Origin of the sequence: Sphingobium sp., assembly GCF_036170395.1 — a bacterium.
In the GTDB taxonomy this organism is placed as follows: Bacteria; Pseudomonadota; Alphaproteobacteria; order Sphingomonadales; family Sphingomonadaceae; genus Sphingobium.
In genome coordinates this window covers 63977-89683 of sequence record NZ_JAVHPD010000005.1, presented here as the reverse complement: position 1 = coordinate 89683, position 25707 = coordinate 63977, and the positions used below count along the sequence as shown (strand labels likewise).

At 64.1% G+C, this 25707-nt stretch carries 17 protein-coding genes and 2 riboswitches; of the genes, 9 read left to right on the top strand and 8 right to left on the bottom strand.

What is annotated here, in order from left to right; all coding sequences use genetic code 11:
* Window positions 1–14: 14 nt before the first annotated feature.
* The 7 genes from V2B31_RS01405 to sbnA all read right to left on the bottom strand — a co-directional run bounded on the left by V2B31_RS01405 (window position 15) and on the right by sbnA (window position 10601).
* Window positions 15–1199 carry an MFS transporter gene (locus tag V2B31_RS01405; RefSeq protein WP_328274554.1) on the bottom strand — a complete coding sequence of 395 codons (1185 nt, stop codon included), beginning with the start codon at window positions 1197–1199 and terminating at the stop codon, window positions 15–17.
* Complete coding sequence (locus tag V2B31_RS01400; protein WP_328274553.1) at window positions 1196–2995, bottom strand: IucA/IucC family protein; 1800 nt, start codon at window positions 2993–2995, stop codon at window positions 1196–1198. The genes V2B31_RS01405 and V2B31_RS01400 overlap by 4 nt, the downstream gene beginning before the upstream one ends.
* 34 nt (window positions 2996–3029) lie before the next feature.
* Window positions 3030–5324: a TonB-dependent receptor gene (locus tag V2B31_RS01395; RefSeq protein ID WP_328274551.1), complete on the bottom strand. Its 2295-nt coding sequence runs from the start codon at window positions 5322–5324 to the stop codon at window positions 3030–3032.
* The gene (locus tag V2B31_RS01390) at window positions 5321–6478 is read right to left on the bottom strand and encodes a type III PLP-dependent enzyme (protein ID WP_328274549.1); all 1158 of its coding nucleotides are present in this window, start codon (window positions 6476–6478) and stop codon (window positions 5321–5323) included. Before V2B31_RS01390 ends, V2B31_RS01395 begins: the two co-directional genes overlap by 4 nt.
* Window positions 6479–6513: 35 nt before the next feature.
* Window positions 6514–8214 carry an IucA/IucC family protein gene (locus V2B31_RS01385; protein WP_328274547.1) on the bottom strand — a complete coding sequence of 567 codons (1701 nt, stop codon included), beginning with the start codon at window positions 8212–8214 and terminating at the stop codon, window positions 6514–6516.
* 75 nt (window positions 8215–8289) lie between these two features.
* The gene (sbnB, locus tag V2B31_RS01380) at window positions 8290–9300 is read right to left on the bottom strand and encodes a 2,3-diaminopropionate biosynthesis protein SbnB (RefSeq protein ID WP_328274545.1); all 1011 of its coding nucleotides are present in this window, start codon (window positions 9298–9300) and stop codon (window positions 8290–8292) included.
* Window positions 9297–10601, bottom strand: coding sequence for a 2,3-diaminopropionate biosynthesis protein SbnA (gene sbnA, locus V2B31_RS01375; protein WP_328274543.1), 1305 nt, complete (start codon window positions 10599–10601; stop codon window positions 9297–9299). Before sbnA ends, sbnB begins: the two co-directional genes overlap by 4 nt.
* Between sbnA and V2B31_RS01370 the strand changes: the two genes are divergently transcribed.
* Window positions 10575–11786, top strand: coding sequence for an ATP-grasp domain-containing protein (locus V2B31_RS01370; protein WP_328274541.1), 1212 nt, complete (start codon window positions 10575–10577; stop codon window positions 11784–11786). The genes sbnA and V2B31_RS01370 overlap by 27 nt on opposite strands.
* Window positions 11787–11878: 92 nt before the next feature.
* Here the strand turns inward: V2B31_RS01370 and V2B31_RS01365 are convergent, their stop codons facing one another.
* Complete coding sequence (locus V2B31_RS01365; RefSeq protein ID WP_328274598.1) at window positions 11879–12943, bottom strand: PepSY-associated TM helix domain-containing protein; 1065 nt, start codon at window positions 12941–12943, stop codon at window positions 11879–11881.
* Between the two features lie 525 nt (window positions 12944–13468).
* A riboswitch (cobalamin riboswitch) is annotated at window positions 13469–13704 on the top strand.
* Between the two features lie 173 nt (window positions 13705–13877).
* On the opposite strand from V2B31_RS01365, the gene V2B31_RS01360 reads away from it, so the two are divergent.
* The 8 genes from V2B31_RS01360 (at window position 13878) to V2B31_RS01325 (ending at window position 25700) form a co-directional block, all read left to right on the top strand.
* On the top strand, window positions 13878–16019 hold the full coding sequence (locus V2B31_RS01360) for a TonB-dependent receptor (RefSeq protein WP_231746381.1): 2142 nt from the start codon (window positions 13878–13880) through the stop codon (window positions 16017–16019).
* Window positions 15965–17590, top strand: a complete 1626-nt coding sequence (locus V2B31_RS01355; RefSeq protein ID WP_328274539.1) for a peptidase — start codon at window positions 15965–15967, stop codon at window positions 17588–17590. The genes V2B31_RS01360 and V2B31_RS01355 overlap by 55 nt, the downstream gene beginning before the upstream one ends.
* Window positions 17587–18627, top strand: coding sequence for a HoxN/HupN/NixA family nickel/cobalt transporter (locus V2B31_RS01350; protein WP_328274538.1), 1041 nt, complete (start codon window positions 17587–17589; stop codon window positions 18625–18627). Before V2B31_RS01355 ends, V2B31_RS01350 begins: the two co-directional genes overlap by 4 nt.
* 25 nt (window positions 18628–18652) lie before the next feature.
* Entirely contained in the window at window positions 18653–19138 is a 486-nt protein-coding gene (locus tag V2B31_RS01345) for a hypothetical protein (protein ID WP_328274536.1), read from the top strand.
* Window positions 19139–19167: 29 nt separating this feature from the next.
* A riboswitch (cobalamin riboswitch) is annotated at window positions 19168–19393 on the top strand.
* A 183-nt stretch (window positions 19394–19576) separates the two neighbouring features.
* Window positions 19577–20629 carry a cobalamin biosynthesis protein CobW gene (gene cobW / locus V2B31_RS01340; protein WP_231746382.1) on the top strand — a complete coding sequence of 351 codons (1053 nt, stop codon included), beginning with the start codon at window positions 19577–19579 and terminating at the stop codon, window positions 20627–20629.
* Window positions 20630–20638: 9 nt separating this feature from the next.
* Window positions 20639–23944 (top strand): cobaltochelatase subunit CobN, encoded by a 3306-nt coding sequence (cobN, locus tag V2B31_RS01335; RefSeq protein WP_328274531.1) that lies wholly within the window; start codon window positions 20639–20641, stop codon window positions 23942–23944.
* Window positions 23941–25071 (top strand): precorrin-3B synthase, encoded by a 1131-nt coding sequence (gene cobG / locus V2B31_RS01330; protein ID WP_257539522.1) that lies wholly within the window; start codon window positions 23941–23943, stop codon window positions 25069–25071. Before cobN ends, cobG begins: the two co-directional genes overlap by 4 nt.
* A complete protein-coding gene (locus V2B31_RS01325; RefSeq protein WP_062062710.1) occupies window positions 25071–25700 on the top strand; it encodes a precorrin-8X methylmutase in 630 nt (209 codons plus the stop codon). The genes cobG and V2B31_RS01325 overlap by 1 nt, the downstream gene beginning before the upstream one ends.
* Window positions 25701–25707 lie beyond the last annotated feature (7 nt).

Below are 25707 nucleotides of genomic sequence, written 5' to 3'. Positions count from 1 at the left end.
CTACAAGCTGAGCGTTATTTGAGGGCGGCTGAGCGGGTGAACGCCGTCGATCCGCGCAGCAGCATGACCATGGCTGCGGTAAGCGCCCCGCAGAGCGCGGCGGCGAAGAACAGCGGGCCAATCCCGCCGCTGGCCGCGATCATGCCTCCCCCTACGCTGGCGGCGATCGTCGCCAGTTTGGCGCCGCTATCGAACCAGCCAAAAGTCCGGCCGGCGCTGGCGTCTTCTATCGTGTCGGTGATCAGGGCATTGAGCGCGACATAGCCGAGCGTCATGCCCGCCCCCAGCGCGACCCGCGCCATCGCAAAGACGAGCAGCGACGTGGTGACTGCCTGCACCGCGAGCATACCGCCCACGATCAGGCTTCCGGCGGCGAACCAGGGCACGGGATCGCGATCACGCAAGTGCCGGCCGAGCGGAAGGCAGGCGAACAGATAGACGATATGGGGCAAGCCGAAGAGCCATCCGGCGGTGCCGGCACCGATGCCGAACGCTTTCATGCTGTAAGGCACGAGGAACGGGAAGGTGGAGATCATGGCCAGCGTAAACCCGGTCTGGCCGGCCATGATCGCGCCGCGCGAGAGCACTTGCCGACCGTGGGGCAACGGGACCGCGCTATCCGCCGCCGCTTCGATTTTGGAGCGGCTCTTCGCAGGAAGGGGGAGCAGCATCAGGACGGCGACCACCGGCAGGAGTGCTATGACCAGATAGACATTCTGCGGAACGATATGCCGATCGATCAGGAAACCCACGGCCGCCGGCGCCAGGATGAGCGCGAGACGCGCACTCGCCTGGGTCAGGTTCAGCGCCTGCGACAGTTCCTTGCGCGGCAAGGCTTCCGAGAGATAGGCGTTGCTGGCCGAGAAGGTGCCGCCAAGGAGGCCTTGGAGGCAAAGCGCGATCACGAACAGCGGCAACGATCCGGCGAGGCCCGCGATGACGAAACTGACGGCTAGACCGATCTGCGCGCGAATTAGCAGTGGCTTGCGGCCCCATCGGTCGGCCATGCGACCCCACAGCGGTGCGGAGATGGCAAGGCATGCGGTCGGCACAATGTAGAGCCAGCCGATCAGGCGCTCGCTGGCATCGGGCGCGAGCCCGACCAGGATGAGGCCCAGGAAGGGCGGCAAACCCATGGGGCCGAACGCACCCGCGAAATGACAGGCGAGAACGGTGGCCTTGATGCGGCCCGGGCTCACCGCCCCGTCTCGCCAAGGAGAAAGTTGGGCGCTGTATGCCCATAGGCCTTGTTGACATCGGCAGCGCCGATCGCCTCGCGGGTTTCCAGCGTTGCGGCGCGCAGGAGATATTTGATCGGGAAATGGCGCGCGTCCAGCAGCGCGGCGCGCAGCGGCCCGGACACGATGCCTTCGCCATCCAGCCGGTCGAGTTGCCGCTCGACGGACGCGCGCAACAGGCTTCGATAGGCGCCGGGCCTGCCCAGATGACGGCCTAGCCCTTCGATGACGGCACCCAGATTGAGCTGGATCGTGATGGTGATCAGCATCTGCGCGATGGCCGCTGTGTCGGTTTGGGTGATACGCGAATCTTGCAGCCTTCCGATCCAGACGTTCGCCCCTGGAAAAGCCACAAGCAGGGCGGAAGCATCGATCCGGGGGGAGTCGTTATCTTTGAGCAGCAGGCGCAAGCCACCCTCGCCCCGACTAAAGAGTACCACGGAGTTCTGCTGATTGGCCTCGAGTTCGATGCCGTAATGCGCCGCCAGGCGAAGATGGACGCTCAGGAGCAGGTCACAAAACTCGCTGAGGAACCGCTCAACATCGCCCCCATAATACCGATCTGCCAGATGCAGCGCGTAGGGACGGCCATCAGGCATTGGCGCCATCAAGGCCGCGACCGGCACCGGCTCGCAGCCATCGAGCCCTTCGGGATAGCGGCGGACGATGTAGGCGAGGAATCGCTCCCCGGCGTGATGCGCCCCGCCGCTTTCGTCGGTGAGAAGAAGCTTTGCCCGGAGCGCCGCGTCATCGGCCCGTATCGCCTCCAACAGCGAATGGACGACATGGCCGTCGTTGATCGTGACCGGCTTGATCGCCCGCAAGTTGAGGCGTCCGAGCGTGCTAATCGCCAGCGGAAGCTTGATATGGAGGCCGGGTTCCTCGACGACTGCCAAGGCCCGCACCGAGAGCGTAGGCGCGACTTCCAGATAGTCCCGTGGCGCCATATAGGCGCGATCGGCCATCCCCGCCTCGGCCAGGATCACGTCCATTCTCTCGCCGCGCATGAACGGATGGACGGGCAGGAGCGCGTGCGTCTGCTCCAGCGCTGGATCGAGCCCTACATCGGCGAACGACGGCCAACGGGCAGGCACTTCACCTTGCACGGACAGACTGTCCTTGGGGAGGGCGAGCCAGGCTAGGCGGAACGACTGCTGATATTCCGGACCATAAGCGATGAGATCGTCGGCGGCAAAACCGTGCTTCGCCCGCGCTGTAGGATAGAATGGATGATCGATGAAGGATGCCAACCTGTCGTTGGCAAGCATCTGCTTGTGCCATTCGGGATGGTCGGCCAGGCGTGCGGCGGCAGGCGGGGCGGTATCGCGGGCCGCGTCGCAGATAGCGCCCTGTTCGATCGCGGCTTGGCACTCATCGAGAAAGGCGGAAACGTTGCCGCTGTCCTCGCCTTCGAGCCCGGCCTTCAATATCTCGATGAACTCAGTGACGCTGTCGATGAGCCGCGCGCCCTGCCGCGCGACATGAACGAAGGGCGGTGCGCAGACACGCCACGTCTGCATGAACCCGTCAGGCTCGACCGGCATGAAAAGCGTGCCGCCATCCGCGGTCTCGTAGGCGAGATAGTGATCCGTGGGTGCGATCAGCCTGTCGAAGGGCGCTCTCTCGGCCGGAATGACCGTACCAAGCGCGATTTCCCGATAGTTTTCGCGCACGAGGCAATCGGCCACGCGCCTCAGGATATAACGGCTGTGATCGCGGACCGATGGCGCGGGCTTGACGGCAGTGGCGATGTTCATCGTTATTCTCCTGAGGACGGGTGGCTGGAAGCGGCTAGTCGATCGCGTATCGCAGCGTGAGCATCGCGGACCGCGGAGCGCCGGGCATGTTGAGGTTCCCCACGGTGCCGTGAGCCGACACGATGTAGTCGCGGTCGAAGATGTTGCGGATGTTGAGTTGCGCCTTGAACTTGCCCAGACGCGCCCACGCCATCGCATCAGCCGTAAGATATTCGGGCAGAACGACGGTGTTCGCGAGGTTGGCCTGACGATCGCCGACATAGTTGACGCCACCGCCGAGGCCGAAGCGGTCTCCGAAGTTCCGCATCAGCCAGAGGCTCGCGCTGTGGGTTGGCGTCAGCGTGGGCCGGTTGCCCTGGATGGGAACACCGGAATCTAGCGCCGGCGATTTGGTGATACGGGCATCGAGATAGGCATAGCTGGCGATGGCCTGCCATCCTTCCGCCAGTTCCAGCTGCGCCGAAGCTTCAATACCGCGCGTGCGCTGCACGCCCACCGGCACGACCCTGAGCAGAACCGGATCGGTCGCCTTGATATCCGAGCGCTTGAGGTTGAAGGCCGAGATCGTCGCCGAAAGCTTGCCGTCGAGCAGATCGAACTTGGCCCCGATTTCGCGGTTGATCGTCTTTTCCGGTGCGATGTCCGCGCTGCTCGCCGAGAGAGCGAAAGTCTCACCGGAAGGCTGATAGGACTTGTTCCAGGAGGCGTAGTAGGACTGGGTCGGCGTCGGCTGCCAGACGAGGCCAATGCGCGGGCTCCAGAATGTGTCCGTCCGCGCAAGGTCGGGCTGTCCCGCTATGCGCTGGTGGACTTCCTGACGGAAGCGGTCATAGCGCAGACCGGCAAGCACCTTCCAGTGTTCCCCGAGGGCGATCATGTCCTGGGCATAGAAACCGAGGGTCTTGTAGACGCCGGTCCGGTTCGTGCTGGGATTACCGGAGACTGCCAGGGGCAGGACCGGCAGAACCGGGTTGAACAGATCGACCGTGGCGATGTTCGCCCGATCGATGCGCAGCTCATATTTGGACTGACGGCCCGCTTCGAAGCCCAGCAACAGCTTGTGCTCCAACGGCCCGGTGGAAAATGTGCCGGATAGTTCCAGTTGGTTGAACCAGCCATGCTCGGCGCGATCGGTGCTCTGGCGATTGAGCGTTACCGTCCGCGCGGCTTCGTTGACGATGTTCGGAATCGTGTTCTGCCGATCGAGCGTATAGTCATAGTAGCGGAAGGCGTTGTGCAGCCGAAGCGTATCGCTGAACTCATGGTCAAGCGTCGCGGTCGTGGACCAGACTTCCGACTGGCTGAAATCCACGTCCCTGCCGTTGGCCGCGCCATAATAGGTCGAGGCCGGGACATCGACCGGGCGTCCCTGGAAGGCCGGAATGCCGTTGTCGGTCAAGCGGCGGTCACGCAGATAATCGGCCTGAAGAAGTATCCGTGTGCGTTCGCTCGGCGCGAACAATACCGAGGGCGCGATGGCTTCGCGCTTGAGAAAGCCCTGATCCCGATAGCTGTCCGACCGTTCGATCGCGCTGGTCAGGCGAACGGCAACATCATTGTCGGTAAAGACATGGCCAAGATCGATCTCGCCGCGCTTGTCGTCCCAGCTACCATAGCTCAGGACGATCTCCCCGCCCTCGGTGCCCGGCTTCTTGGAAACGCGGTTGATGAGGCCGCCGGAGGAGCCGCGTCCGTAGAGTACGGACGCCGGCCCTTTCAGGATCTCGATCCGCTCGATGTTCGACAGGTCGCGGAAATAGAGGGCGTCGTCGCGCACGCCATCGATGAAGAGGTCGCCATAAGCGATATTGCCGCGGATCACGAACTGATCGCGCTGGCCGTCTCCGGTGGCCATGCCGATGCCGGCCACGTTCTTGACTGCATCCTGTAACGACAAGGCACGCTGATCGCGCATCACCTGACTGGGGATGACGTCGATCGTCTGCGGGATGTCGCGCAGTGGCGCGTCGATCTTCAACGCCGTGGTGTCGGGGGTGCGATATTCCGGGTTCGTGGCCGTTACCACGATGTCGTCGCGTCCTGAACCGGCTGCCGCAGCTTCGCCGTCCGCGTTCTCCGCGCCAAAGGCCGGTGATGACGCCATCGCCGCAAGCAAAGCCAGTATCGAGACGGTGCCGTGTTTCCGAACGACACGGGTATTCATAGTAGTCGCAAGCATGTGTTGCCCCCAAATATTTGCTAATGCGAATCGTTCGCATATTTGGGCTGTTAGAGTAGCGTTGCGATCGAAGTCAAGGACGGCGGTGAGGCCGCGCTGCGTTTCGCGTCCCCCAAATAGTTGAAAAGGTGAGCGGATTGCCGTGCTCATGCCCCCGCCTCGTTCAGATAGATGCGCTCGGGATGGGCGTGGCACAGGAAGTCATGATGGGAGATATCCCAGCCATAGGCACCCGCCATGAGGAAGCAGACGAGATCGCCGATCCGCGCCCGCGTGACGGGCACATCGCGGGCCAACACATCCTTGGGGGTGCATAGCTCGCCGGCGAGCGTCAGGTTTGTATCGGAGCATTCGGGCCGGGGCCAGGGATGAAGCCAGGCATCGCGGGGCAGAATCACGAAAGGATGATTGTGCACCCAGGAACTCGGCAGCCGGAAATGATGGGTGCCACCTCGCAGCAAGGCGAAGACACGTCCATGGACTGCCTTAATGTCGAGAATCTCGCAGACATAGACGGCATGATAGGCGGCGAGAATCCGGCCGCATTCGAATTGCAGGCGCAGATCACCAGCTACATGTGGTGCGAGCGCGCGGGTGAAGCCTTCCACGTCGAACCGCCAGTCCGGATCGCCATAGTCGACACCCCAGCCACCGCCGAGATTGACTACCGCCAAGTCCAGACCATGCTTGTTCGCCCAGGACCGGGCGAGATCGAGTTCCATCGCGCAGAGCGCGGCATGTCCGGCAGCATCGCGATTGTTCGAGACCGTGTGGAAATGGAATCCCTCGAACCGCAGCGCCGGACAATGCGCCAGCAGATCCAGGACGTCGGGGATATCGGATTGCGCGATACCGAACTGGGTTGCCGCTCCTCCCATGGTGAGGGTTGCTCCCGGCACTGGGCCGGCAAGGTTCACACGCAGCAATATGGGCAGGACCGCACCCGCCTGTGCCGCAACGGCGTTCGCGAGGCGCACCGTGTGCAGGCTTTCCACATGGAGCCGTTCGACACCCTGTGCCAGGATCAGTTCGATATCCTCGCGCGTGCGCGCGGGTCCGCCCATGATGATCCGGGCTCCGGAGCCGACCGCATCGCGCACTTTCAGGATTTCGCCCGACGAGGCGACCTCGAACCCGGCAACGTGCGGCGCGAGCGTTCGCAATATGCGGGGGTCGTTGTTGGCCTTGACGGCATAGAACAGTTCCGCCCGGGGCGGCAGCGACCTCACCACTTCCAGCACGTGCCGCCGCAGCGCATCGAGATCGTGCAGGAAGGCGCAGATCGGCCGTTCGCTGTCCACCACGGCGACGACTTGCGCGGCGCTTGGCCTCAACAGCGTCATGATAGCGCCACCGTCGATTGCTGCAGTGCATATCCATTCCGCAGCGCAGGTCGGAGGGGATTGGGTATCTCGACATAATCGGGCCGTTCCCCGCGACCGCCGAAACAGCTCGTGAAATTCGCTTTGGCAGGCAGGGTTTCCGCTTCGAGAAGCCAGGCGACGAGGCTGGCGGTGGGGCTGTCCTCGGCGGCGGTGGACAATGCCTCGGCAATGGAGCGCCAGAGGTCGCCTTCCGGCGCATCAGCCAGACGCGAGACTGCCGCGACCACATGGTTCAACTGATTGCTGATCAGGTAGTAGACTAGGCGCCGGCGCGCTTCCTCGGCGAGGAAGAATACTGATGGATCGAGTTCTAGCTTCGGCGCGATGCGTTCGAAGCGCTCGCGATCTATGCTGACCCCTTCCAGGTCGCGCACGATCAGGCGGGTTGGAGTTCCACGGTCCAACTCCAGAAGGCTGTTTTGGCTGTGCGCTTCGAGGCTGACGCCCGTTCTGGCGAACAGGCGCAGCGGCGGGAGTATGGCCGTCTGGACGTAAGCGTGTAGCCAGGCTTGCGCCGCGGCGAGACCGGAAAAGCCGCAGCCCATGGCCTCTAGCATCGGGCGGCCATCGTTCGGCGATGGTTCGAGCAGGCCAGCCAGTACAAATGCTTCTCGCCGAGGCGCATCGCGCAGGACGACGGCCGTAATTGCTTCGAGGTCGGGACGATCAATCCAGACGGCGCCGGGCTCATCGAGCACGTCGAGGCCGCAGGCGGCGACCTGTTTCGCAATCGCCGCAAGCGCCTGCTCTGCCGCCATGCTTCGGGCGATCTGGTCGCGCGGGTTGGTGCGCGCGAAATTGGTGATCCGGGCCGCAATCGGGAGCTTGAGGAACATATTGGCGCTGGGTGCGAACACGGTGCGGACCGATGACGTCGGCTGCATCGTCGCGCCGGTGGGCAGGGTGAGGATCGCGCGTCCCCGCGCGACGAGATCAGCGAATGATGGATCGGTTTCGAGGCGCGCGGCCTGCCAGGGGTGGCTCGGAATCAGAAGGCGGCCTCCGATCGCTTTTTCCGGCAGACCGGAAAGATCGGTGAGGATGCGGTTCACCCGCTCCTGGGCCTGCCCGTCACGCCACAGCGCAGCCCCGACTTCGGTCTCGGCGATGATCCAGCGCAACTGGAAACCACGGGCGCGCTCCGGCGCATAACAGTCGATATCGTCCGCCGAAAAGCCATCTATGCTTTTGGCAAATGGATGGAATGGATGCCCGTGCCAGAGACTCTGCTCCAGTCCCATTGGGGATGGATCGAAAGGACGCGCCGCGCAGACCAGAGCGTGCTCCTCCGCACCATCGAGCGCCTTGATGAGGCGCTCCTTGATCGCCGGCGAGATAGAGCCATTTTCCTGTGCGAGCGTATCCGCCATCAGGCTTGCGATGAGAACAGGGTCATTCGTCGCCGTTGCGGACCCATCGGCTTGTTCGACCAACACGGGTAGCCGCCAGCGATGGAAGCCTCCCGGCGATGCCCGCAGGCACGAGGCGCGCAGCCTGTTCGCGCCCATGTTCAAGATGCAGGCCTCACCCTCGACCGGCACGGATTCGGTCATGCGTTCTCGCAGCCATGTATTGAGCAGCCGCTCCATCGCGATACCGGCGCGGATGGCGGCGGCATCTTCGGCTGTTCTCTCCACAGGTAGGGGCAACGTCATCAGACGGATCTCTCGATGGGGTGAAGAAAGGGAAGCGACGGCCCGCGCATACAGGGCGGCGACGAGGCATCGCCCCTAGAAGAGGGGTAAGACCGTACCGATGTTCCTGTCCTCAGCCCTGTTGAGGATCGCCTTTGCGCAGGCGATATCATCGATCGCCATGCCCATCGGATTCAGCAGAATGATTTCATCATCCGTCTCGCGACCGGGCTTGGACCCGACGATGATCTCGCCAAGTTCTGCATGCAGTTGCTCGCGCGAAAACTCGCCTGCTTCGACCAGCAGGTTGATGATCTTCTTTTCGCGGTTGGACTGGTCCCAGTCATCGACAACGACCTTGTCGACCTTGAGGAACACATCGCGTTCCACATCCATGATCGAAACGTTGGCCAGGAACGTGCCTTTGCTGAGCCAGTCGAAAGCGAGATAGGGCTTGTCGGTCACGGTGCAGGTGATCACCACCGGACAGTCGCGAACTGCTGCTTCCGCGCTTTTCGTGACGGCAATGACGAGGTCGCCGAAGCGCTGGCTAAGCCGGGCGGCAAGCGCGTGCGCGGCCTCTTCGCGTAGATCGAACAGCCGCAGTGTCTTCACGCCCGCGAACTGCTGGAGCAACATCTGGGCCTGCCGTTCGGCAATCGGCCCGCAGCCGATGATCGCGGCTTCCTCGAAGTTCTTTCGCGCCAGGTGCCGTGTCGCGACGCCGGTGACGGCCGCGGTCCGCATCGCGCTTAGAAGTCCGCCTTCCATGATCGCTATGGGATAGTTGGTCTCCGGATCGTTGAGCACGATGACGGCACTCGCCCGCTCCATCCCTCTTCTGGCCGGGTTGTCGTGCTTGGAGCCAATCCATTTGAGCCCCGCAACGGGTTGCGCGCCGCCGATCCAGGCCGGCATGGCAATGATGCGATCCGCGATATGCTGGGTACTGGGGCTGCGCAGATAGGGTTTGAGCGGCTGTACGAAGTCGCCGGCGGCATGGCTGCGGAAGCCCGCCTCGATCGCTCTCATATAGAGATCCGAATGGTCCCCACCGAGCGCAGCGACGTCCGAACGGGACAAGTATCGCAGAGTAGCCGTTGTCATATCGCTGCCCCCTCCGACAGCATCGGGACGGGCAGAACATGGGCTGTTGGCATCCATGAAGACGCGGCCCCGCTTGTGCTCCGGGACTGCCGCACGATCGATGGTCGTTCACCCAGCCGGCGGAAGGACGCTGCGAAAGGCCGCGTGAGGCGGCGTTCCTGGGCCGGCCAGTCGGGATCATAGACCGTATCGAGATAGCGTTCGCCGCGATCGGGCAGCAGGGTGACGATACATGATCCTTTGCGAAGGTTTGGGATCAGCTTGGCGATCGCCGCCATGACCGTGCCCGACGAACCGCCAGCCAATATGCCCTGGCTTTCCGCGAGGCGGCGGCAGGCTAGCGTCGACTCCCAGTCCGTCGCATAGATGACGGCGTCCACCTCTGGCAGGGCGAGCTGCTCCGGCACGCGGCTCGCGCCGATGCCCGGGATCTGCCTGTTCCCGCCCGTCCCTCCGAAGATGACGGACCCTTCCAGATCGACCGCCACGACCTCGATATTCGGCCAACGCTCGCGCAGACGACGCGCCAGGCCCATCAATGTCCCGCAGGTTGAGACGGCCGCGACCACTTGCGTGGGCTCGACGGGCATCTCGCGGACGATCTCCTCACCGATCCCGTTGTAATGGGCGCGCCAATTATCAGGATTGGCATATTGGTTGAGCCAAACCGCGCCCGGAATGGTGCGCACCAGTTCATCCACCCGCCGGATGCGGGTGTGCAGATAACCGCCGCCCTCGTCCTTCTCCGTCACCAGATCGATCTGCCCGCCAAAGGCTTCGATGAGGCAGCGATTGGCGGGGGCAAGGTTGGGATCGACCACGGCGGTGAAGGGAATGCCCTCCCGCTTGGCGATCATGGCGAGCGCTATGGCGAGATTGCCGGATGAACTCTCCACAAGGTGGCTTTCTGATGTGATCCTGCCCGCGGCCAATGCCTGCGACACCATGTAGTGCGCGGTGCGATCCTTCACGCTGCCGCCGACATTCAGCATTTCGAGCTTTGCGAAGACCGGAACCTCGTCCGGCGGAAACATGCGGTCCAGAGCAACAAGCGGCGTGTTGCCGACGGACAGTTCTGCTGAAGATTGCATTGCGGCTCCTTCCAATCGGATGGGCGTGCGGCGTCGTAGCCGCTGCGGGTAGTCAGGCCAGCTCGTGATTTTCCGGCCCGCTCCAATGACATAAAATGAATCGCTATTGCGAGTCAATTGCAATAATAGCAGATCACTTGCCGACGAGCAGCGCTCGCAAAAACACGGACGAAAGGACTGTCGATGCAGACCCTGATATTGCTGGCCCATGTGCCGACAGATGCGGTCAACGAGGGCTTTCTCCCGGCGGCGCGACGTCTCGGCCTCAGCGTGACCCTGCTTACCGACCAGGCGGAAGCACATCGACACTACTTCTCAACCGACGACCGGCCGGCCTATCCTGACAGCATCATCGAATGCGATGTTTTCAATCCGGTCGCGGTCATCAGCGAAATCAGCCGCCATGCCGAGCGGCCCGCCGCCATCTTCTCGAACAGCGATCATCTGCAAACCAGCACCGCACTGGCGGCGGATTATTTTGGGCTGCCCGGCAAGGGCTGGAAAGTCACCTACCGGGCCAAAAACAAGGCAGCGATGCGCGAATGCTTACAAGATCAGGGGGTGGATCTGCTGTGGCACGCTGTGGTGACGAACGAAGACGAAATCGCTCGTCTTTCCGCGATTCCCTTTCCTTGCGTGCTCAAACCTCGCGAAGGCGTTGGTAGCCAACTCGTGCGGTTGTGCGAGAACGAGGACGCGCTCGTCTCGCACAGCCGGCATGTCTGGAGCATGGAAGCAGGCCGCGCCATGCTGATCGAGGAATATATCGCGGGGGAACTCTACACGCTCGAAACCTTGGGCGATGGAGCGGACATCCTCGTTCTTGGGGGATTTCATGTCGCGTTGGGGCCGCCGCCAAATTTCGTCGAGATGGAGGGACGCTGGGGCAACTGGCTCACCCCTTCCCAGAGGGCCGAGGTGCTACGTCAGATCAAGGCGGTTGGGGTCGGCTTCGGATCCTGCCACACCGAGTTCGTGCTGACGGAAAAGGGGCCACGACTCATTGAAATCAACTACCGGACGGTCGGCGACCATATGGAGTTCATGCTGGAGCACACCCTCGACCTCGCGCTGTTCGAAAAAATTCTACGCCTTCATCTCGGCGAGCGACTCGGTGCGACCCCTTTGGCAGGCAGGGCAGCCACGATCCGATATTTTCCAGCCGACAGGTCGGGACGGATTGCCTCGGCGCCAGGGGGTTTTCTTCGCAGGGATAACGAATTGCGCGTCGAATATCGTTCGCTCCGTAGCCTTGGCGAACATGTGGCCGTAACGAACTCCAACAAGGACTATCTGGGCGCTCTGAGCGTAAGTGCGCCTGACAACGCCATGCTGGAGAATGCGTTGAAGGAGGCGAGCGCAGCGCTGGTTTGGGATATTGATCCCGAAGGTTAGTTATCGTGAATCGTGATGTGCTTCACGGTGGCGGCCTTGGCAGAACAAGACCGCGCGCCGTGAGCGCCCCGAAGTCGAGTGAACGCGCTTCTTCAGCCGGAGCCACGGGGCGACACAAGGCGCCTGAACCAGAAAACCCACACGGCTAGCGTTCCCAACAATGCCAGGGACAGCCCAGACAGCGTCATCACGAGCCGGTACAGAAATCCTCCAACCTTGGCCGCATGAAGCGGATAGAGAAGATTATATCCGCGTGCCTCAGGTGGCAGATGCTTGGCATCGCGCGTGGCCACCAGCGCGCCGCTGTCCGCCGCGAACCACAATGTCGTGCGCCCGTTCGGCAGCCATTCTTCCGGGCTTCGCATGCGCAGGGTGATGAGACCGTTGCCGCTACGTGGCAGAGTGAGGCTGCGAACCTCGGCTTCCGGAAAGCGCTGTCGCCCCATTTCGATCATCGCCGACCAATTTAACCGCTCGGCGATCTTTCCCGTGCGTGGCGGTGGTTCGGCCAGCGAACGGTCGATTCGCACGGGAGCGCCAGGCCCGAAGAGCAGCGCAGCCATTGGCCGGAATACCAGTACCACTCCGGTGACGAGTGACAGAACCAGCAGCGGCGCCATCACGATGCCGAGATCGCGGTGATGCCGCATGATTGCCGGCCGGCTCATGCGCGCCGGCCACAGGCGAAATGAGAACGTCTTGCGTGTCCGCAACCATAGAAGCGCGCCAGTCACTACGAAGAACAGGCCGCAGATGGCGGCGACGCCGATGATGACTTCCCCCCAATCACCGGCGAAGAGATGGTGATGGAAGTCGAACAACCAGATCTCCGGCCGTTCCCACTGGCTGGTCCATCGCGTCACGAGTCCGCCGTTCTGATCGAGATAGGCGCCCGCGCCGCCCTTGTAGGTCAGCCGATCCAGCCCGAAACCCCTGGTTGCGAAGAGGATGGATTCGGGCCGGGTTGTGGGATCATCCATGATCCGCTGCGTGAATTCAGCCAGATGCGCAGTGCCTTGCATTTGCGCGTCGGTTGCATGGGGAAGCACTACCCACGCATCCTTGTGAACGAGAATTGCGCCGGACAGACCAAGCATCGCCAGCAGCAGGCCAACGAGACCTCCAGTCCAGCGATGCAATGTATCGATAAGCGTCATCATGAAGTGAATGCGATCTGCGGGTGAAGTGGCTTTGCGGGCCTTCGCCGCTTAGCGCCCGAGTAAAGTACTGAAACTATCTTGCTTGTGCAAATCATTATCAAAATGATGCGGCGCTTGCCGTTGCACGGTCGCAAAGGCCCAGCCAGCTACATCTATCCCGCTTAAGCGAGCCGCACGGGCGTCCGGCTGGATGCGAGTGTCATCGTCATGTAGCCTCGCCGGCGGATGACGGGCGGTTCAGATAATCGAGGAGCAGCGGGGAAGGCTGTTCTTTTGGCAGGATTATGTCTCACGCGATTTCTGGATCGAGCGCGATGAAGCATCTTGTGCTGGGCGGAGGCGGTGACCGCCGATTCGGCTCATCCCCGTTCGGGCAGCACAAGATGCTCCGAGGCAAGTTCCAGCGCGACTATCATCACTTGCCCCATGTGAAGGGCCAGCCCTTCGCCAAACACGCGGCATGGGTTGTTGGCTTTTCCGTTCACTTCGACTAGGCGCTGCGGCGAGAGTTGGACTATTCCGGCTTTCATTGATCGCGCCGGTGCCCCCCGAAAGGGGCTTAATCGGGAATGCGGTGCGGAGGGGTTTCCTCCAAATCCGCGGCTGTCCCTGCAACTGTAAGCGGATAGCGCGATGCACATCGCTCCTCCTTGAAGGGGCAGCCACTGGGCCGGACGCTAAATCATGCGAGGCCTGGGAAGGCGTGCATCAAGCTGTGACCCGCGAGCCAGGAGACCTGCCGGCGTCTGGTCGCTCTTGCCTTGGTCCAGGGGATGGCCGCGGCACGGTGAACTCCGTCTGAGCGACGAACAAGCGGCTGGGGCCGCATCGGAGACGTGCGTCGGCCGCCCATGGCGTCCGGCCGCCGCGCATGCCGCCCGTTCACGCGGGTTTGCCCCGGCCATGTCGCAAGACGCCGGAGGACTATTTCGTGATCAAGACCATCCTTTCCAGCACCGCGCTCGCCGCGCTCCTTTTGCCTGCCTTTGCTCATGCCGAAGATGCATCGGAGGCAGCCGACAAGTCCGATATCCTCGTGCTGGGCACTCGCACCGGCGATGCCAACGCTCCTACGCAGACGGGCAGCCGTCTGGGCCTGACCATCCTTGAGACGCCGGCCAGCGTCGAGACGCTGTCGGGCGATGTTATCCGCGCACGCGGTGACCTGTCGATCGTCGATGCCGTCACGCGCGCGACGGGCATCAGCTCGGTGGCCAATCCGGGCAACGGGGGCACCGGTCTTGCCGCGCGGGGCTTTAGCGGACCCGGCTCCGTCATGCAGCTCTATGACGGTGTTCGCCTCTATCCCGGCGCGGGCACCGTGACGTTTCCGACCGACCCCTGGACTGTCGACCGGATCGAAGTGCTGCGCGGGCCTGCTTCGGTCCTCTATGGGCAAGGCGCGATCGGTGGCGCCGTCAACGTCATCTCCAAGAAGCCGAACACTACCCGCACCGAGTTCGAAGCAGAAGCCGGTTTCGGTTCCCAGAATAGCTGGCGCATCGCCGCCGGTGTCGGTGGGCCGGTCAACGAGCTGACCGCCTATCGTTTCGACATCAGCCGCACACAGTCGGACGGCTGGGTCGATCGCGGGAATTCGAAGGGGTTGGCCATATCCGGCTCGGTACAGCTGCGCCCCAGCGATAGGCTGACCATCACCCTGTCCGACGATTACAGCGACCAGGAGCCGATGCTCTATTTCGGCACACCGCTGATCAATGGCAGGATCGATGATCGCAACAAGCGCCGGAACTACAACGTCACCGACGCGCTGATGCGCTTCAAGGACAACCGGACGACGATCCGGGTGGAATGGACGCCGAGCGATTCCATCAGCGTCCGCAATACCGCCTACCGTCTGACCACGCATCGCAAGTGGCGCAATCTCGAAAGCTATTTCTGGAACGGCGCCACGGGGAAGATCGACCGGTTCGACTTCTTCGGCATCGATCACGATCAGACGCAGATCGGCAATCAGGCCGACGTCACGATCCGCAGCGAATGGGGTGGCCTGAAGAACGAGGTGCTGGTTGGCTTCGACGTCAACGCAATCAGTTTCAGGCACGCGAACGATTTCGATTCTGATCCGGCGCCGGCCGGCTTCGCCGATCCGGTCGATCCATTCGTGTTTGACCCGGGTCTCTATTACAACACGTTCGGTGTGCGGCCCCAGCATCGCAGCCGGACGCGGCAATATTCCTTCTTCGCGGAAGATCGCCTGACGCTCAGCGACCAATTGTCGGTGTCGGTCGGGATCAACTACGACCACGCCAACGTCAAACGCTACGTCAACAGCTACGATACCGCCGGCGTGGCGACCGAGACGTTGCGACTCGACAAGACGCTGCACAACGTCACCTGGCGGGTGGGAGCGGTTTACCAACCGAGCCCTGCACTATCGCTCTACGGTCAGTATGCGACGGCGGTCGATCCGCTCGGTTCGCTGATCACCTTCTCCATCGGGCAGGCCGCGTTCAAGAACACCACGGGCGACCAGATTGAGGCGGGCATCAAGGCCAGCTTCCTCGGCGGCCGCGGCTTGGCGACCTTCGCGGCCTACCGGATCGTGAAGAAGAACCTGCTCGCCACGGTTCCGGGCAGCCTTCCACCAAGGCAGGATCAGGTTGGACAGCGTTCGGCGAAAGGACTGGAGGCTTCGCTGACGCTGGACCTTCCGGGGGGCTTCGGGATCGATGCCAACGGCACGATCCTCGACGCGCGTTTCGACGAGTTCCTGAGTGGCGGCACGTCATACAATGGCAAGACCCCGCCGGGTGTGCCCGAGACGACCGCCAATCTCTGGTTGCGTTACGACGTCACCCCGCGGTTCCAGACCCGCCTTGGCCTGCGCTACGTCGGGAAAACCTATTCCGACAACGCCAACCAGTTCCGCGTGCCCGGCTACGCCGTAGTGGATGGCGGCGTTTCGTTCGCCGTGACGAAGAATGTCGCGGCCAACCTGCGGGTCTACAACCTGTTCGACAAGGATTACGCGACCACCACCTACAATGACGAGCAATGGCTGCTCGGCCGGCCACGCTCGATCGATTTTTCGATCAGCGCCCGGTACTGACGATGCACGGCGTCACGAAACCCGTGGCGGCGCCACGCCCACGCAGCCGAGGCAGGCTGCTCTGGGCGCTGCTCGTCCTGCACCGCTGGACGGGCGTCATCGTCGGTACGCTGATGACGCTGTGGTGCCTCACCGGGTTCGTGATGCTCTATGTCGACTACCCCCGGCTGCTGCCGGCCGAGCAGGTGCGGGGCTTGTCTCCCCTGCACTTGCCGGCCGGCGGCAGCCTGGCACGGATCGCCCTGCCACCTGACACCGGTCTGGCCTCCGCCCGCCTCGAGATGGCCGCAGGCAAGCCCGTGCTGCGAGTCGTGCCTGAAAAGAATGATGGACGCGCGATCTGGCAGATGCGCGCCACACCGCAGAGCTATGATCTGGGGTCCGGCGCGCTGCTGGCGCCGCTGTCCCGCGAAGACCTCGGCAAGGTCGGGGCGCAATTCGGGCGCAATGTCGGGATCGACGGACCCGTGGCAGCGATCACGCCGATTTCCGTCGATCAATGGACCGTCCAGGCCTTTGCCGCCAACCGCCCGCTCTATCGTATCGACTATGCCGACGCCGCGGGCTCGGCGGCCTATATCGCCGGCCAGACCGGAGAAGTCGTCCAGCGAACGACCCGATTTGAGCGGTTCTGGGGCTGGCTAGGCGCCGTGCCGCACTGGCTTTACCCGACGGTGCTTCGCCAGAACCCCGCCGCATGGAGCCAGGTGGTCATCTGGACGTCGCTGATCGGTTGCTTCCTCACCCTCACCGGCATCTGGGTCGGCATCAGCCGGCTAAGGCGGGGCAAGGATGGAACCATCGGCTCGCCCTATCGAGGCCTGTGGTGGTGGCATCATATGGCGGGGCTGGTCTTTGGGGTGTTCGCCCTCACCTGGGTCGGCAGCGGCCTGTTCTCGATGAGCCCCTGGGGCCTGTTCGACAGCGACGCCGGACCTGTCGAGCGTCAGCGCCTTGCGGGACCGATGTGCTGGACCGACATGCGGGCCGCGCTGGCCAATATGAACCAGTTCCCCATCGATACAGTCCGTGTGGAAAGCGCGCCGCTCGGCGGGAAAATGGCGCTTGTCGCCATTGCGGCCGACGGCCGCATGGTGCGGCTGAACAGTTCGGGCAGACCCGCGGTCCTGACGCGGGCCGATGTCGCGGCAGCCTTGCGCAGCGGCCCCCGCGTCGTGTCGCTTGACCTGCTGTCCGAGGGTGACAGCTATTATTACGCCCACAAGGAGCCGGTGCGCTTGCCAGTGTGGCGCGCCGTGCTGGCCGATCCGCAAGCCACACGCCTCTATATCGACGCGGCGTCCGGCGCCTTGCTGCGTGCGGTCGACGGCACGGGCCGTGCCGAACGCTGGCTGTGGAACGCGCCGCACAGCTTCGATCTGCCCGGCCTGCGCCAGAGCCGCTTGCGGTACATCATCATCCTGCCCTTGCTCGCAGCCGTCACACTGGTCTGCGGGACCGGAGCCTGGATGGGCATGCGCAAGCTGGCCCGCGACCTGTGGCGTATTCGGCGCCGTATCCGGCGGCTGTCCCGCCGCTCGTTCTTCCTTCGATCACGGAGCCAGTCATGATCTCATCCGCCGCATCGCTATCCTTGCGCCGACGGATCGGCGCCCTGTTCACGGGATTGATCGCCGCGAACATTGCGGTCTGGGTCTGGGCCTATAGTCTTTTTCACGCGCAGCCCCTGATGTTGGGCACCGCCTTGCTGGCCTGGGGGCTGGGTCTGCGTCACGCGGTCGATGCCGATCATATTGCCGCCATCGACAATGTGACCCGCAAGCTGATGCAGGATGGCCAGCGCCCGGTTGCGGTCGGCTTCTGGTTTGCGATCGGGCATTCGGGGATCATTGCCATAGCGTCAATCGCCATAGCGCTGACGACCAGCGCGCTGGCTGAGTTTGCCGCGTTCAAGGAGATTGGCGGGGTAGTGGCGACCGCAGTTTCCGCGCTATTCCTGTTCACGATTGCAGGCATGAACCTTCTAATCCTGCGCTCCGTTTGGCGTACCTTCGCCCGTGTCCGCACTGGCGGCGACTATGTCGAAGACGATCTCGATCTGCTGATGGGGTCGCGCGGATTGCTTGCAAGGCTGTTCAGGCCGATGTTCCGCCTGGTCAACAAAAGCTGGCACATGGCCCCGCTGGGATTTCTGTTCGGGCTCGGATTCGATACCGCCACCGAAGTCGCCATTCTGGGCATGTCGGCCAGCCAGGCCGCCAACGGCCTGTCGATCGGCACGATCTTGGTCCTGCCTGCGCTGTTCGCGGTCGGTATGGCGCTGATCGATACCGCTGACGGCGTGGTGATGCTGGGCGCTTACGAGTGGGCCTTCGTGAAACCGATCCGCAAGCTCTACTACAACATCACCATCACCCTGATCTCGGCCATCGTGGCAATCGTTATCGGCGGAATCGAGACGCTCGCCCTGATCGGCGACAAACTCGGATTGACGGGGTGGCCATGGAACCTTGCCGCGAAATTGGGAGAGAACTTCAACAGCCTCGGCTTCGCCATCATCGGCCTGTTCGTGCTCTGCTGGCTTGCAAGCTTCGCGATCTATCGCTGGAAGCGCTTCGACGAGATCGAGGTTGCGGTCGTTGCCTGACCGTGCCCGTGTGAATCGATGCATCATGCTTCGGTATGACAAGCAGGCTTGCACTGTCTCAATCGATCTCGATGTCCACATGCCGCTGGGACTTCGCGTACACTACGGTGAACGCGATGCAGCGATCCGGATGTTGATGAAGCGCTCTGCCGGAGCTTTCTTAAAGTCGAGCCTGAGCTGCGTTTTTGATCCGGCTTCACGAAAGGTTGCTGAAGCTCTCGCCGACGACATACGCGAACGCCTTTTCCGGATAGCGCACAAGCCCATCAGCCAACGGCAAGTGGAGAATATTCTCGGCATCACATCCCGCGAGCGGATACGGTGGGCCAAAGACGGACGCTTGCCGCGATCGGGGGTCTCCAGGATCAGAAAAGGCACAACCGAGATCTCGCTCTGGACTTATCCATGCGATGCGATCGAGCATCTGGCAGCCCACCCGGCAGAGATACGTCGGTGGCGCGAAGAAGATACAGCAAAGACATCAATTGGCTTGGCTCCCATTTTCGGTTAGGGCGGGCGGCGAAGGGTCGGTTGATTCCGCCCTTCGATGATCGCGCCGGTGTCCCGAAAGGGACTTAATCGGGAATGCGGTGAGGAAGCTTGCTTCCAAATCCGCGGCTGTCCCTGCAACTGTAAGCGGATAGCGCGATGCACATGCTCCTGAATGCAGGAGCGGCCACTGGACAGCGTATGCACGCAGTCTGGGAAGGCGTGCATCAAGCTGTGACCCGCGAGCCAGGAGACCTGCCGGCGCACCGGTCGCTCTTGCCTGATCCAGGGGATGGTCACGGCACGGTAACTCTCCGTCTGAGCGACGAAGCTGTGCGGCTGGGGCTGCACGGGTTGCGTGGTCACGGGCGCCTTGTCGCGCCCGCCCGTCGTCGCGCTCCGACCGGATATGTCCGGCAAGCCCCCGCTTTTCTCGCTCCGGCGCGCGGGGAAGTTGACTGTGTCCGACCTGTCCAAGTCCGATGTTTCCAAGGTGCCGGTCACCATCGTTACCGGCTTTCTGGGCGCGGGGAAAACCACGCTCATCAGCCACTTGATCCGCAATGCGGGCCGCCGCAGGTTGGCAGTGGTGGTCAACGAATTCGGCACGCTGGGCGTGGATGGCGACATTCTCCAAGCCTGCGCCATTCCCGATTGCCCGGCTGAAAACATCATCGAACTGGCCAATGGCTGCATCTGCTGCACCGTGGCGGACGATTTCATTCCCACTGTCGAAAAGCTGCTCGCGCTCGATCCGCGCCCGGATCACATCCTGATCGAGACATCGGGCCTGGCGCTCCCCAAGCCGCTGCTCAAGGCGTTCGACTGGCCGGCGATCCGCAGCCGGATCACCGTCGATGGCGTGCTGGCCCTGGCCGATGCCGAGGCTGTCGCTGCCGGTCGGTTTGCACCCGACGTAGCCGCGCTGGATGCGCAGCGCGCCGCCGATCCGAGCGTCGATCATGAGACACCGCTGTCGGAGGTGTTCGAGGATCAACTGGCCTGCGCCGACATGGTTTTGCTCACCAAGGTCGATCTGGCCGGACCCGAAGGCGTGGCTGCCGCGCGCGCCGTAATCCTACGAGAAGCGCCGCGTCCGGTGCCGGTGATCGAACTCACCGAAGGCGTGGTCGATCCGCGTGTGATCCTGGGCCTCGGAGCCGCCGCCGAGGACGATATCGCCGCGCGCCCCTCGCACCACGACGGCGAAGACGAGCATGAGCACGAGGATTTCAACAGCACGGTGATCGCGCTCAGTGAGATCGCCGATCCGGCCGACCTCGTGGACCGGATCGAAACGCTGGCGCGCGATCACCGGATCCTGCGGGTGAAGGGCTATGCCGCCGTGACCGGCAAGCCGATGCGCCTGCTGGTGCAGGCCGTGGGTGCGCGGGTGCGTCATCACTACGATCGCCCGTGGCGGCCGGACGAGCCGCGTCGCACCACGCTGGTCGCCATCGCCGAGCATGACGCTATTGATCATGGCGTCCTGCGCGCGGTGCTGGAAGGCTGAACGCCGCCGATGCACGTCATCTTCCGCGAAACCCATGGGATGGAGGAAACTGCCGTCCCGCAGGATCTGGGGCAGCAGCCTGCGGATCTGGTGGTGCTGTCCTTTTCGGACAGCGACCTGGGAGCATTCGCGGCCGCATGGCACGGCGCGCGCGCAGTCAATGAAGATGTACCCTCGCTCAGGCTCGCCAATCTGTCGGCGCTCATGCATCCCTTGTCGGTCGATACTTATGTCGAGCGCACGCTGTCCGGCGCCAAGGCGATCCTGATCCGGCTGATCGGCGGCATGCCTTATTGGAGCTACGGACTGCAGCAGGTCGAGGCGTTGGCCCGCGAGCATCGGATCGCGCTGGCCGTCCTGCCTGGAGACGGTCGGCCCGACGAACGCCTGGATGCGGTATCGACCTTGCCCGTGCCTGTCCTGCGAGAGCTTGCGCGGCTGTGCGATACCGGCGGCGAGCGAGCGGCACGGGCGGCGCTGGTCGAACTGGCGCGGGCCGCGCGGCTGGTCGATTTGCCCGCGTCGGCCAGCGAAGCATTGCCGGAAGCGGGCGGCTGGCATCCCGAACATGGCGTCGTCTGCCCGGAAGCCTTCGCGCGCGATTCGGGCCGGCCCCTCGTATTGCTGGTATTCTATCGCTCCTACCTGGCGGCCCACGATCTGGACCCCTTCGCCGCCCTTCACGCCGCGTTCGAGCAGCGGGGGTTCGACACATTGTCGATTTTCGTCCCGTCGCTGAAGGCGCCTCTGGTGCGCGGCCAGGTCGATCATTGGGTCCGTGCCCTTGCTCCGGTCGCCATCATCAACGCCACCGCCTTCTCTGCCCGCGGCGATGGGATCGACACGCCGCTCGACGGCGCGGGCGTGCCCGTGTTCCAACTGGCGCTCGCCACATCGGGCCGCGCCGCCTGGGCAGGCGCAGCGCGTGGGCTGTCGCCCGCCGATCTCGCGATGCATGTCGTGTTGCCCGAACTGGATGGCCGCGTCTTTGCCGGTGTCGCCAGTTTCAAGGAAGCGGGGACGCGCGATCCCGCGCTGGAATTTTCCCGCAGCCTCCATCGCGCCGATCCGCAGCGGATCGAGGCGATCGTCGCCCGCGTGGCCGGCTGGACCGCGCTGGCCCGAAAGCCTCTTGGCGATCGGCGCGTGGCGCTTGCCCTCTCCACATATCCCGGCAAGGCCTACCAGATGGCCCATGCCGTGGGGCTGGACACTTTTGCCTCCACCGAGGCGATTCTGGCCGACCTTGCGCAGGCGGGATACCAGGTGCTTCCCCGCGCGGATTTGCCGACAGCGCTCCAGTGCGAGCACTTGCGCTGGCCTCTAGCCGACTATCGTAGGGCGCTGGCTGCCTTGCCCGAGGGGCTGCGCGCCGATCTTGCCGCTGCCTGGGGCGATCCGGAAAGCGATCCGGCGGTGTGGGACGGCGCATTCTGCTTTCCCGCGGTCGCGGCCGGCAAGGCCATCGTCGCCTTGCAGCCCGAGCGGGGTATCAGCGCCAGCCGCGCGGAGGATTATCACGACCTCTCGCGCTGTCCGCGCCATGCTTATGTCGCCTTCTACCTGTGGCTGCGCGAACAGGGCGTGGACGCATTGGTCCATATCGGCGCGCACGGCACGCTGGAGTGGCTGCCCGGCAAGGCGGTCGCCCTGTCGGATGCGTGCTGGCCGGAGGCGCTCGTGGGCGCCATGCCGGTGATCTACCCCTTCATCGTCAATGACCCGGGCGAGGCGGCGCAGGCCAAGCGCCGCATCGGCGCGGTCACCATCGGTCACGTCCCGCCACCCCTGACGCAGACCGGCAGCGGTGCGGGCCTTACCCGCATCGAGGCGCTGCTCGATGAATTTTCCAATGCCGATGGGCTGGATCCGGCCCGCCGCGACCGGCTCCAGGATGCCATTCGCGAGGAAGCGCGCGCGCTGGGCCTGGAGGCCGAGCTGGGCTTGGATAGCGCGACCACATTGGTCGAGGCGATCACGCGCATCGACCGCTTCGTCTGCGATGTGAAGGCCAGCCAGTTCGGCGACGGGCTGCATGTCTTTGGCCGGACTGAGCATGGCGCGGCGGAACGGGCCGGGTTGCTGGCGGCGCTGGACGGGAGGCGCGTGGCGCCCGGTCCTTCCGGTTCACCCTATCGCGGGCGCAGCGATGTGCTGCCGACGGGGCGTAACCTCTACACGATCGACCCGCGCGCGGTGCCGACCCGTGCCGCCTATGCGCAAGGGGTTTGCCTGGCGGAGGAACTGATCCGGCGGCACTTGCAGGATCATGGCGACTATCCGCGCGGGCTGCTGGTCGATCTCTGGGGCTCGGCAACGATGCGCACGGCGGGAGAGGAATTTGCCATGGCGCTGCACCTGCTGGGCGCCAAACCGCTGTGGGACATGGCGTCCGAACGGGTGATAGGGATCGAGATCCTGCCGCTCGCCCTGCTGGACCGACCGCGCATTGACGTAACTCTGCGCGTTTCCGGACTGTTCCGCGACGCCTTTCCGACCTTGCCGGCGCTGTTCGGGCAGGCGGTGCGGGCGCTAGGCGCGCGGGACGAACCGGCGGACTGGAATCCCTTCGCGGGCAAGCCCGTGGCCCCGCGCGTCTATGGCCCACGACCTGGCCGCTACGGCCTGGGAATGGGCGATACGGCCGAAGTCTATACCGACGATGCCCGGCGCGCTGCCGGAGAAGCATGGCTGGCGGCATCGGACCATGCGCTGGACACGATCTGCGATCCGGCCGGCGCCCCTGCCGACTCCGACGCAGACACTGGGGGCCTGCGCCAGCGTGTGGTGGCGGCCGATGCCTTCGTCCATCTTCAGGACCTGCCCGAAACCGATCTGCTGCTGGCCGCCGACTATGCCGCGCACGAGGCGGGCTTTGCCGCCGCCAAGATGCTCGCGGGCGGCACGGCGGCGCTCTATCACCTCGACAATCGCGATCCGGTCAGTCCTGTGGCTCGCACCCTTGCCGAAGAGATTGCCCGCGTCGTTCGCGCCCGCGCCGCGCATCCAGGCTGGGTTGCCGGCATGATGCGCCACGGCTTTCGCGGGGCTGCCGAACTGGCGGCCACGCTCGATCATATGGGCATGTTCGCGCATCTATCGGGCAGCGTGTCCGCGCACCTGTTCGACCTCTATCATGATGCCACGCTGGGCCAGCCGGAGGTCTGCGCGTTTCTTGAACGCGAGAACCCCGGCGCGCTGGCGGCGATGGAAAGCCGCTTCGCCGCGCTTCACGCCGCCGGGTTGTGGCGGACGCGGCGCAATTCGATCCTCGCCGGACTGCCGATTTCCTCCGGCCCGAAAGACGGGGCATGAGCGATTTTGCAGTCCAGGGTTGGTGTCCCGATGCATGGCACCCGATGATGGCGGGCGATGGCCTGTTGGTTCGGGTGAAGCCACGGCTTGGCCGCCTGACGCGCGAGCAGGTGCTGGGCCTGTGCGATGCCGCCATGACGCATGGCAATGGGCTGATCGACATGACCCGCCGCGCCAATCTCCAGATCCGCGGGGTGCGTGAAGCCGGCTGGCAGGCGGTGCTGGACCGGCTGCTGGCCCTGAACCTGGTGGACGCCGATCCCGCCATCGAAAAGCGACGCAACATTCTGGTCGCTCCGGACTGGCGGACCGGGGACGACAGCCACCGCATCGCCAGCGAATTGCAGGAACGGTTGGGTGAACTGCCGGGTCTGTCTAGTAAGGTCGGATTTGTCATCGATGCGGGGCAGGCCACGGCCCTTTGCGGCGAGGCGGGCGATTTCCGTATCGAGCGCGGCGAAAAAGGTAACCTCATCCTGCGCGCTGACGGTCGCCCTGCCGGCGTTGCCGTCGCACCGGGCAAGGAAGCGGATGCGCTGATCGCGCTCGCCAACTGGTTCGGCGAAAGCGGCGGCGCAGATGCCGGACGCATGGTTCGGCACCAGGCTGTCCTGCCGGATTGGGCCGAGGGCGATATTCTGCCCGCGCCGCCCATTGCCCGCATCCCGCCAGGCCGGCACGATTTGGGTTCGGCCTATGGCCTGCCGTTCGGCCGGGTGAAGGCACGGTTTCTGGCCGGGATGATGGAAACGCCGCCAGCCGGGGCTATACGGCTCACACCCTGGCGCGTGCTGCTCCTCGAGGGCGCGCCTGCTGCGCGCCGCGAAGGTCTGCTCTGCGATCCTGCCGATCCGCTGCTGCGGGCAGAGGCTTGTCCCGGCGCACCTTATTGCCCCCAGGCTACGGTCGAAACCCGCGACCTTGCCTGGCGCCTTGCCCCGCATGTCGAGGGACGGCTGCATGTCTCCGGCTGCGCCAAGGGCTGCGCCCACCCGCGCGCCGCCGATGTCACGCTGACCGGCCGGGAAGGCCTGTTCGATCTGTGCCGGAATGCCCCCGCTGGCGGGCCTTCGCTTCGTTCTGCCCTCGGCCCGGCCGAGATACTTGCCCATTTCGGAGCTGCCTGATGCCCCATGTTTATGAAACCGATGGTGCGGCAATCTATCGCCAGTCCTTTGCCACGATCCGCGCCGAGGCCGATCTTGCGAACTTTTCGCTCGATGAGGAGCCGGTGGCGGTCCGCATGATCCACGCCGCCGGGATGGTGGACCTGGCGGCGCATATCCGCTTCTCGCCCGGTTTCGCAGGCGCGGCGCGTGCGGCGCTCGCCGATGGCGCTCCGATCCTCTGCGATGCCCGGATGGTGTCGGAAGGGATCACGCGCGCGCGTCTGCCCGCCGCCAATCCGATTATCTGCACCCTGGGCGATACCCAAGTGCCGGCCATGGCGCGGACGATGGGCAACACCCGTTCCGCCGCCGCGCTGGAACTGTGGCGGCCGCATCTGGCGGGCGCGGTGGTGGCTATCGGCAATGCGCCGACCGCTCTTTTCCATCTGCTCGATATGCTGGAAGATCCCGATTGTCCGCACCCGGCGGCGATCATCGGCTGTCCGGTGGGCTTCGTCGGTGCGGCCGAATCCAAAGCCGCGCTGTGGGCTGCGCCGCCTGCGCCTTGCTGTATCGTCGAGGGTCGCCTTGGCGGCAGCGCGATCACGGTCGCCGCGATCAACGCTTTGGCGAGCCGCGCCGAATGAGCACGGT

What these genes read in the sequence shown, in the direction of transcription:
- sbnA (WP_328274543.1), bottom strand. Translation starts at nt 10,601, where the DNA reads ATGGGCCAGCAATATCAGGGTCTGCATCGACAGTCCTTTCGTCCGTGT.
- V2B31_RS01345 (WP_328274536.1), top strand. Translation starts at nt 18,653, where the DNA reads ATGCTTCGGTATGACAAGCAGGCTTGCACTGTCTCAATCGATCTCGAT.
- V2B31_RS01325 (WP_062062710.1), top strand. Translation starts at nt 25,071, where the DNA reads ATGCCCCATGTTTATGAAACCGATGGTGCGGCAATCTATCGCCAGTCC.
- cobN (WP_328274531.1), top strand. Translation starts at nt 20,639, where the DNA reads ATGCACGTCATCTTCCGCGAAACCCATGGGATGGAGGAAACTGCCGTC.
- V2B31_RS01400 (WP_328274553.1), bottom strand. Translation starts at nt 2,995, where the DNA reads ATGAACATCGCCACTGCCGTCAAGCCCGCGCCATCGGTCCGCGATCAC.
- V2B31_RS01355 (WP_328274539.1), top strand. Translation starts at nt 15,965, where the DNA reads ATGGCTGCTCGGCCGGCCACGCTCGATCGATTTTTCGATCAGCGCCCG.
- V2B31_RS01350 (WP_328274538.1), top strand. Translation starts at nt 17,587, where the DNA reads ATGATCTCATCCGCCGCATCGCTATCCTTGCGCCGACGGATCGGCGCC.
- V2B31_RS01370 (WP_328274541.1), top strand. Translation starts at nt 10,575, where the DNA reads ATGCAGACCCTGATATTGCTGGCCCATGTGCCGACAGATGCGGTCAAC.
- sbnB (WP_328274545.1), bottom strand. Translation starts at nt 9,300, where the DNA reads ATGACAACGGCTACTCTGCGATACTTGTCCCGTTCGGACGTCGCTGCG.
- V2B31_RS01365 (WP_328274598.1), bottom strand. Translation starts at nt 12,943, where the DNA reads ATGACGCTTATCGATACATTGCATCGCTGGACTGGAGGTCTCGTTGGC.
- V2B31_RS01395 (WP_328274551.1), bottom strand. Translation starts at nt 5,324, where the DNA reads ATGAGCACGGCAATCCGCTCACCTTTTCAACTATTTGGGGGACGCGAA.
- cobG (WP_257539522.1), top strand. Translation starts at nt 23,941, where the DNA reads ATGAGCGATTTTGCAGTCCAGGGTTGGTGTCCCGATGCATGGCACCCG.
- V2B31_RS01385 (WP_328274547.1), bottom strand. Translation starts at nt 8,214, where the DNA reads ATGACGTTGCCCCTACCTGTGGAGAGAACAGCCGAAGATGCCGCCGCC.